This is a genomic window from Rhizobacter sp., assembly GCA_021153565.1.
In the GTDB taxonomy this organism is placed as follows: domain Bacteria; phylum Pseudomonadota; class Gammaproteobacteria; order Burkholderiales; family Burkholderiaceae_C; genus Albitalea.
Window position 1 is genome coordinate 1 of record JAJKJU010000022.1, and the last position, 8,254, is coordinate 8,254.

Genomic DNA, 8,254 nt, shown 5'->3' on the forward strand with positions numbered 1-8,254 from the left:
GTGGGCTGCAGAACATCCTGGAAATCGAGCGCGGCGGGGATCTGCAGAAGGTCCACAGCCTGCGGGACAAATACCTCGGCGAGAACGGCGGTGCCAATGGAACTCACAACGGCCTGAAGCCTGCCCTCAAGATGCTGCTCCGCCACCACAGGGGCCAACCTGTGCAGCAAGTCCAGCCGGCCACGCCGCAGCCGTCCCTGCCCACGGTTTCTCTAGACTTGAGCAATCTGCCTGATCCCGACGAGTTCGATTTCCACGATCTGGATTCGTTCTCCAACCCCCAGCACAGCGTCGAAATGCAGTCGACCCAGTGGCCTGATCACACGCAATCGGTGCCGGCCTTCCCGGCAAACAGCCAAGCCAACTCCGAAGAGTGGTTCCAGCGCTGCCTCGCCGAGGCTGCTGAAGTCGTGTCTTCGCAGACTGCCCAGGCATTGCCGGCTCAGCCCGCGACACCCATGCCGGCCTCACCGGCAATGAGCGAAACCAACTCCGAAGTGAGATTCCAGCTCTTCCTTGCCGAAGTCGCTGATGTGGTGGCATCGCAGCCTGCAGAGGCATTACGAGCAGCGCCGCCCACCCATGACTTGACCAGGGCGATGTCCAGTCTTCGTGAAACGCGCCAACATCGCCAGCCCGAGAGCGTAGCTACCACCGCAGGAGCGTTTGGGCTGGACGCCGGGCAGCTCGCCGCCTACGTCACCGATGACGGCAATTTGCACACGAATCCGCTGGTGCAGCAGTGGCTGCGGACGCTGCCACCCGATGAACGCGACGCGTTGCGGCGATATCAAGACAACGGCTGACTTGCATCATGAAGTCGGCGCATGGTCACGGTGGACGTCAGCACTCGCGCTGGCCGGGTGCTTCATCGTGTCGTCTCCACGTCGATCGCTGCCGGGCGAGGATGGATATGTCTCAACAGTGTCCTCGACCCAGGCGTGCAAGACCGTTCATCGCGCGCGTCCTGACAGGACACGATTTGCCTGCGAAAACGTCCGCCGCACAGTCTCCTGCGCGACGGAGTCTTGTATTTCCTTGTGTACTCAGCCCTTGACGCTCAACTGGTTGTCCACACTCACTACGCCCTTCACGCCGGCGGCGAGCTTGGTGGCCCGGTCTTTCGATTCCGAGTCCGGCGCTGTACCCTTGAGTGCCACGCGGCCACCATCGGTGTCGACACTGATGGCCAATGCGCTCAGCTTCGAATCCTTCGCGAGTTCGGCCTTCACCGAGGTCGTGATCAAGGCATCGGACACCTTGTTCGACGCCTGGTCGGCGGCGCTCTTGGTGGCGTCCTTCATGTCGTTCGCGGCTTCCTTGGTCGCGTTCTTTGCGTCTTCGGCAGTCTTGGCAACCTGATCGCCCGCCGACGGCTGGCCGACCACGACGGCGGTGTTATCGGACGGTCGAACGCTGCTCACGTCGTCGCGCTTGTTGCAGCCGGCCAGGGCCAGCGCAGCGATCAACACGCTCACGGCGGTCATCGTCATGCTTTGGTGGGTCATTTCTCACTCCTCGTTGTGTCGCCATCGGCGACTTGGGTCCATGGGTGTGATAGGCAGGCAGGCCACCTGCCTGTCAAGATCGTCCTGAGAGGACTGAGAGTATTTCGATCATGCCCGCTCATCACGCCAACAGACCGCTGCTCGTGCTCGCCATAGCACGAGCTATGGCTGCGCTTTGCGCCTGGATCAGGCGCCTTTTGACGTGCTGCTCGGACACGCTCGAAATACTCTCAGCCTCGGAGACCCTTGAACCTTAGAGGGCGATTCGCGCACACACACCCGGCCATGGCCGCGTCAGCTTGTCAGACGATGCCCCTGCCGGATGCACTTGAGTGCCACATGCAAAAACCGCTTACATGCTTGCGGTCCGGCATAGACTGCGTTTTGCGACTTTTCGAAAGCCACGCCATGGTGAGCGAGACACCGTCGGAGTCCAAGGCCAAGACCATACTGATCGTCGACGATATGCCGGCAAATCTCGGCGTGCTCACCAGCCACCTGGAACGGCAGGGCTACATGGCCGTGGTAGCGCAGGGGGGCGAAGAAGGCATCGAACGCGCACGCTTCGTTCGCCCCGACCTCATCCTGCTCGACGTGATGATGCCGGGCCTGGACGGTTTCGAAACCTGCCGGCAGCTCAAGGCCACGCCCGCCACGCGCGACATTCCAGTGGTCTTCATGACCGGCCTGACCGACACCAGCGACAAGCTCACGGGCTTCGCGGTCGGCGGTGTCGACTACGTCACCAAGCCGCTCGACGGCGCCGAGGTGCTGGCGCGCATCGATACGCACCTCACGCTTTACGGCCTGCGCCAGCGGCTCGAAGAGCAGAACGAAAAAATGCAGGCCGAGATCGTCGCCAGACGCGAGACCGAAGCTGCCCTGCTTCGATCGAACACCGAACTCGAACAATTGGCCTACGTCGCATCACATGACATGCAGGAACCACTGCGCATGGTGGCAAGCTATCTGCAAATCGTGGCGCAGCGCTACAAGGGGCAGCTTGACGCCGACGCCGACGAGTTCATCGGCTACGCGGTCGACGGCGCGAAGCGGATGCAGGCCCTCATCAACGACTTGCTGGCTTACTCACGCGTGGGCACCAAGGCTCGGCCCTTCGAGCCGATAGATTGCAACCGCGTGCTCGACATTGCGCTTGGCAACCTCACCGTCGCCATCGCGGAAAGCGGGGCGAACGTCACGCGCGGGCCCTTGCCGGTCTTGATGGGAGACCCGTCGCAACTGCTCCAGCTCTTCCAGAACCTGGTGTCCAACGCCATCAAGTTCAAGCGCGGCGCATCAGTGACGGTTCGCATCAGCGCGGAGCTTGCGGGTGATGCATGGCGCCTCAGCGTGAGCGACGACGGTATCGGCATCGCCGAGGAATACTTCGATCGAATCTTCGTGCTTTTTCAGCGTCTGCACGGCCGGGGCGAATACCCGGGCACCGGCATCGGCCTCGCGATCTGCAAGAAGATCGTGGAGCGGCACGGTGGTGAAATTTCCGTGCAGTCGAAAGTGGGGGTGGGATCCACCTTTTCATTCACGATTCCCCGCAGAGGCTGAGAGTATTTCGTGTGGGTAAATGTCCTCATGCGCGTCCGGGGGAAATCGTGATGGTTGAGGTATGGGCATCGGGTCTATAGTGGCCGGCGCTCATCCAAAAATCGCGGATCAGGAGTGTTGTCATGACCGGTCAACGGACACTGAGGCCCATTGAAATCCTGATGGTGGAGGACAACCCCGGGGACGTCCGCCTGACCCAGGAAGCACTCAAGGGCGCGAAGATCTGGAATGAGTTCAACGTCGTGAGCGACGGAGCGGCTGCGCTCGATTACCTTCGCCGAAACAAGCCCTACGAAGATTCCGTTCGCCCCGACCTCATGCTGCTCGACCTCAACCTTCCCAAGAAGGACGGCCGTGAAGTGCTGGCAGCCATGAAGGCCGACACTTCCCTCAAGACGATTCCAGTCGTGATTCTGACGACCTCGCAAGCCGAAGAGGATGTCGTTCGCGCTTACAACCTCCACGCGAACTGCTACGTGACCAAGCCGGTCGACTTCGAGCAGTTCACCCGCATCGTCCAAGCCATCGAGCAGTTCTGGCTGACGGTCGTCACTTTGCCGCCTCGACAGGCCATCTGAACATGGACCAGCCCATCAGGGTCTTGCTGATCGAAGACAACGCTGCCGACGCACGGCTGATCGAGTTCATGCTCGGCGAAGCGCGCGGACTCAGCCTCAAACTCGAGTGGGCTTCGAGCCTGACCGCCGGAGTCGCGCATTTGCAGCGCTACCCGGTCGACGCGGTGCTGCTCGACCTTGGCCTGCCCGAAAGCACGGGCCTCGACACTCTGCAACGACTTTTGTCGCAGGGCCACTCGGTTCCGACCCTGGTCGTGTTGAGCGGCCTCACCGACGAGGAGGTCGCCGTCCAGGCGCTGCAGGCGGGGGCCCAGGACTATCTCGTCAAGGGCCAAGTCGACAGTTCACTTCTGATCCGTGCCATCCGCTATGCGATCGGCCGCAGCCAGGCCGAAGAGGCGCTGCGCCAGGCGCACTCGGAAGCACAGGCTGCGAAAGAGCGCGCCGAAGAAGCGAGCCGGGCAAAGAGTTCATTTCTCGCGAACATGAGCCACGACTTGCGGACGCCACTCAACGGCATCCTCGGCTTCGCGCAGATCCTGCAGTGGGATCGCTCGCTCACCGAGCGACAACAACTTGGCGTGTCGGCCATTCGTCAAAGCGGCGAGCACCTGCTGACGCTCATCAACGACATTCTCGATGTCGCCAAGATTGAGGCTGGCAAGGTCGAAATCGTCACCAGCGAATTTCCCGTGGCGAAATTCTTCCAGGTCATCGACGACATCATCCGCGTGAAGGCGCAGCAAAAGCCGTCGCTCGAGTTCGTCTGCGATTTCGCGCCCAATTTGCCCCAGGCGATCCGCACCGACGAGCGCCGGTTGCGCCAGGTGCTGCTGAATCTCCTGGACAACGCGGTGAAGTTCACCGAGCGCGGCGTGGTCACGCTCAAGGTGCGCTTCACGCCGCCCATGCGCATGCTCTTCGAGGTGCAGGACACCGGCGAGGCAATGAGCGAGGAGCAGCTCGCACGGCTCTTCCAGCCATTCGAGCAAGTGGGCGATGCCCACCAGCGCGGCGGCGGCACCGGCCTGGGCCTGGTGATCAGCCAGCAGTTCGTGCGCCTCATGGGCGGTGACATTCAGGTCGATAGTCGGCGCGGCATGGGCAACACGTTCTCCTTCGAACTCGACGTGGCCACCAGTGAATGGACGAGCCGGGTCGAGACACCCAGCGAGACCGCGGCCCTCAGCTACCGAGGTCCCAAGCGTCGCGTGCTGGTGGTCGATGACGTGCCGGAAAACCGCGCGGTGCTGATCTCGGCCCTCGAAGCCGTGGGCTTCGATGTACGCGAAGCAACCAGCGGCCACGATGGAATCGCTCTCGCGCAATCGCTGCTACCCGACTTGATCGTGATGGACATCGTGATGCCCGACATCGGCGGTGTCGAGGTGATCCAGCAGCTGCGCAAGATACCGCGAATTGAAGCAATTCCGATCGTTGTGGTGTCGGCCAGCGCCACACCCGAAGTCGAAGCCAGCGCCATGGCCGTGGGCGCCAATTCCTTCCTCCGCAAGCCGGTCAACCTGAAGGATTTGATGCAATGCACGGCCAGGCTCTTGCATATCGCCTGGATTGACGGGGCACAGGAACAACGAGGGTCGCCGGGTCGGGTGGTGGCTTAGATCTAGCCAGGACATCCCGGAAGGTCCTTGGCCGGGACCGCCCATGGGGTCAAAACCCATCCCGAATTTCAGCCAGGACTACCCCAGCAAGTCCTTGCGCACGCTGCTCGCCCATGGACCGGTCACACCATCCACGCCAATACGCCACAGCACCGTCGCATCTTCCTCGTCCACTACGCCCTCGGCGAATGCCTTCATCGACAGCCCATGAAGCATTGCGATCACGCTCTTGAGGTAGTTGCTGTGGCTCTCGTCCCCTGCGATGCCTTGGACTGCGCTCGCGTCGAGCTTCACGTAGTCGAGGCCTGCTTCGAAGAGCCGTTCGATGCGTGCGAGCCTCTCTCCCGCATGCTCGAGCCCCACCCGCGCACCCGTTGGCCGCAATTGATGCGCCAGCTCTTGCACGTGCGCGAATTGTTCGACCGCGGCACTCTCGGGAACCTCGAGCCACAGGTGCCGCGACTGTCGCGGCGCATCGAGCAGGCGCGCGCGCAGCCGCGCGGCAAAGGCGCTGTCGACAAGCGATGCGCTGGACAGATTCACGCACCGCGATTTGCCGTCCGTCTCGATGTCGGTGAGCGCGAGTTCGACGGCGCGCTCGTCGATAGCCGCCGTGAGCTTGCCGCGCAGCGCGAGCGGAAGCCAGCGCGCCGCCGTTTCGAAAGGCCCCTGTGGATCGAGCTGAATGCGCAGCGGGCACTCAAGATGGATCAATTCGCCTTTCGCGCCGATCAACGGAAAGCTTCCCAGCCTGAGTCGGCCCTGCGCCAATGCGTCGCGGATACTCTTGCGCCAGGTGTTCTCACCAAGCGTCGTTGTGTCCCGAACGACAGCGTCACCGATGCTGCCGAGTTCTACCTCAAAATCGCCGCGACTTTCGGCTCGTGCCAGCGCTGCGTCGGCGGCACCCATCACCTGCCCGACCGGCGTGTCGCGGCGCATCTCGACCGCACCCACGGCCACCGCAATGCCGGGTCCAAAGGCCGGCAGGGTCGCCGACAGAGCCTGCGTCACCGCTTGAGCAGTCTCGAGTGCTACGCCGCCCACCGGCAGGCACAAGGCGAAGTCGGAGCCGTTGAGCCGACCCAGGTAGCAGCCCTTGACCCGCTGCGTGTAGGCCTGCAGCGCCTGTGCCACCACCGAGATCATGCGGTCTGTGGCGGCATGGCCGAGACTTCGATTCGCACCAGCGAGGTCGAGCACGCGCAGCAGCACGAGGCCACTTTCGACTGGACCGTCCTCGCCTTGCAGCGAGCCGCCGAGTTGCGCCATGAAATGCTTGCGATTTGACAGGCCTGTGAGCGAGTCCGAATGCGCTTCGCGCCGCAGCGTCTCGACCTGCACCGCTTGAGCCTCGAAGATGAGTTTGAGTCGCTCGACCATTGTGTTCATGGCCTCGGTCAGCCGCGCAAGCTCGGGCACGCGCGGTTGCCGCACCGTGACGAACTCCCCGTCGACGAGCGATTGCGCCTGCTTCACCGCTGCGTCGAGCGGGCGGCGGATGCGCTCGACCACGGCTCGAGCCAGCAGTGCAGCGATGACGGCCACAGCTGCGAGAGCCAATGCCGCACGCAGACCTCCCTTCCACAACTCGTCATGCGCGAAGGCGGTCTGGCTCACCACCTGGATCGATCCGAGCGCGCGCCACCCGTCCGACACCTGCGCAAGGCCCGCAGCCGACTCGATAGGCAAAAGCGAGACGAACCATTTCGGCGCGAGCGCAGGCACGGGGTTCTGCTCACGCGAAAACGTCACGCGGCCATCGGTGGTCGTGAACTTGATCTGACTATAGAAACCCGTGTCGAACTGCGCCGCCATCAGCAGTTCCATCAACTGCTGATTGCCCTTCTGCTGGGAAAGCGCAAGCGCAAGCGATGCAGCGTTGTCACTGTTCTTCAGGCGCAACTGGGTCTGCAATGCGTCACGCGCGGATTCGACGGCCACGCCCACGCTGCCGAAGAAGGCAAGCAGCAAGGCGCTCACGAGCAGCAGCCATATCTGGCGAATCAGCGACATGTCGCCCCCTTGTTCATTGGAATCCTTCGGCTCGCGCCTTCACGAGGATCTCACGCCAGCGCGACAAGCGCGCCGTCGGGTCCCCCGCCGTCTGCGACCCAACGCCTTGCCACAGTCCCTCGCTGTTGAAGCTGAACACCGGCGACAAGTCGGGCCGCCGCGAGGCGTGGCGAACGTCGCTGATGAGATTGTCGAGAATCGATGGCTCCACATTAGGCATTGCATAGTAGGCAAGCACCATGTGGGCTTGTACCGCGCCGCCGGGCCCACCGATCTGGGCACGAACATACACGAGCCTGAGCTTCTGGATGGGCATGCCCATCGCGACCAGACTGAAATACTTGGCGATGGCGAAGTCTTCGCAGTCGCCTGCGCCCTTGTCGAGCATCTCGAGCGGACTCGCCCAATAGTCGACTTGGCCCCAAACATCCATGTCTTCGCGCGACAGGATGCGGCGGTTGAAGAACTGGTTGAGCGCGGCGAGCTTGCCGTCGTCGTCGAGATCCTGCGCGCCGCGCATCACCTCCTGCAGGGCCTTCGCGCCGGCCAGCGCGCGAGGCCCGTACTGGTGCGCCGCGGCCAGCATGCGTTCAGCATCCCAGGCCCTCGGATGATGGAAGGCCGTGACCAAAAGCGCGAGCATCACCAGACGCTGCAGCCAAGCTTGCCACGTGGCTTGCGTGAGCATTTGCCACGACGCCATGAGCGAGCCTCCGGCGCGACGTGACTGCGCGCGCGCAAGCGCCAGGCTTGTGCGCGCGGTCAGCGCGGGCATTGGAAGAACGGCGTCGGTCACGATGTCGTGGTCTACGAGGCTGAGAGTATTTCGAACGTGTCCGAGCAGCACGTCAAAAGGCGCCTGATCTAGGCGAAAAGCGCAGCCATAGCTTGGCTATGGCGAGCATTTGCAACGACGAGCAGGGGGCTTTTGGCGTGATGAGCGGGCATGATCGAAATACTCTCA

7 protein-coding genes are annotated in these 8,254 nt (G+C 62.8%); 4 read left to right on the forward strand and 3 right to left on the reverse strand.

Annotated features, from left to right (window positions below):
- Nucleotides 1-806: hypothetical protein (locus AC30NL_RS01715; protein WP_489462284.1), on the forward strand; the 806-nt coding region annotated here is incomplete at its 5' end.
- A gap of 240 nt (nucleotides 807-1,046) precedes the next feature.
- On the opposite strand, the gene AC30NL_RS01720 is transcribed toward AC30NL_RS01715, so the two are convergent.
- Nucleotides 1,047-1,508: a BON domain-containing protein gene (locus tag AC30NL_RS01720; protein ID WP_489462285.1), complete on the reverse strand. Its 462-nt coding sequence runs from the start codon at nucleotides 1,506-1,508 to the stop codon at nucleotides 1,047-1,049.
- 408 nt (nucleotides 1,509-1,916) lie between these two features.
- On the opposite strand from AC30NL_RS01720, the gene AC30NL_RS01725 reads away from it, so the two are divergent.
- The 3 genes from AC30NL_RS01725 (at nucleotide 1,917) to AC30NL_RS01735 (ending at nucleotide 5,274) form a co-directional block, all read left to right on the forward strand.
- Nucleotides 1,917-3,074, forward strand: coding sequence for an ATP-binding protein (locus tag AC30NL_RS01725; RefSeq protein WP_489462286.1), 1,158 nt, complete (start codon nucleotides 1,917-1,919; stop codon nucleotides 3,072-3,074).
- Nucleotides 3,075-3,196: 122 nt separating this feature from the next.
- Nucleotides 3,197-3,652 carry a response regulator gene (locus AC30NL_RS01730; protein WP_489462287.1) on the forward strand — a complete coding sequence of 152 codons (456 nt, stop codon included), beginning with the start codon at nucleotides 3,197-3,199 and terminating at the stop codon, nucleotides 3,650-3,652.
- Nucleotides 3,653-3,654: 2 nt separating this feature from the next.
- A complete protein-coding gene (locus tag AC30NL_RS01735) occupies nucleotides 3,655-5,274 on the forward strand; it encodes a response regulator (protein WP_489462288.1) in 1,620 nt (539 codons plus the stop codon).
- 78 nt (nucleotides 5,275-5,352) lie between these two features.
- Here AC30NL_RS01735 and AC30NL_RS01740 read toward each other — a convergent pair whose 3' ends face one another.
- Together AC30NL_RS01740 and AC30NL_RS01745 are read right to left on the reverse strand one after the other, a co-directional pair.
- Nucleotides 5,353-7,290 carry a bifunctional diguanylate cyclase/phosphodiesterase gene (locus AC30NL_RS01740; protein ID WP_489462289.1) on the reverse strand — a complete coding sequence of 646 codons (1,938 nt, stop codon included), beginning with the start codon at nucleotides 7,288-7,290 and terminating at the stop codon, nucleotides 5,353-5,355.
- A 13-nt stretch (nucleotides 7,291-7,303) separates the two neighbouring features.
- Entirely contained in the window at nucleotides 7,304-8,137 is an 834-nt protein-coding gene (locus tag AC30NL_RS01745; protein ID WP_489462290.1) for a transglutaminase-like cysteine peptidase, read from the reverse strand.
- Between the last annotated feature and the right edge of the window lie 117 nt (nucleotides 8,138-8,254).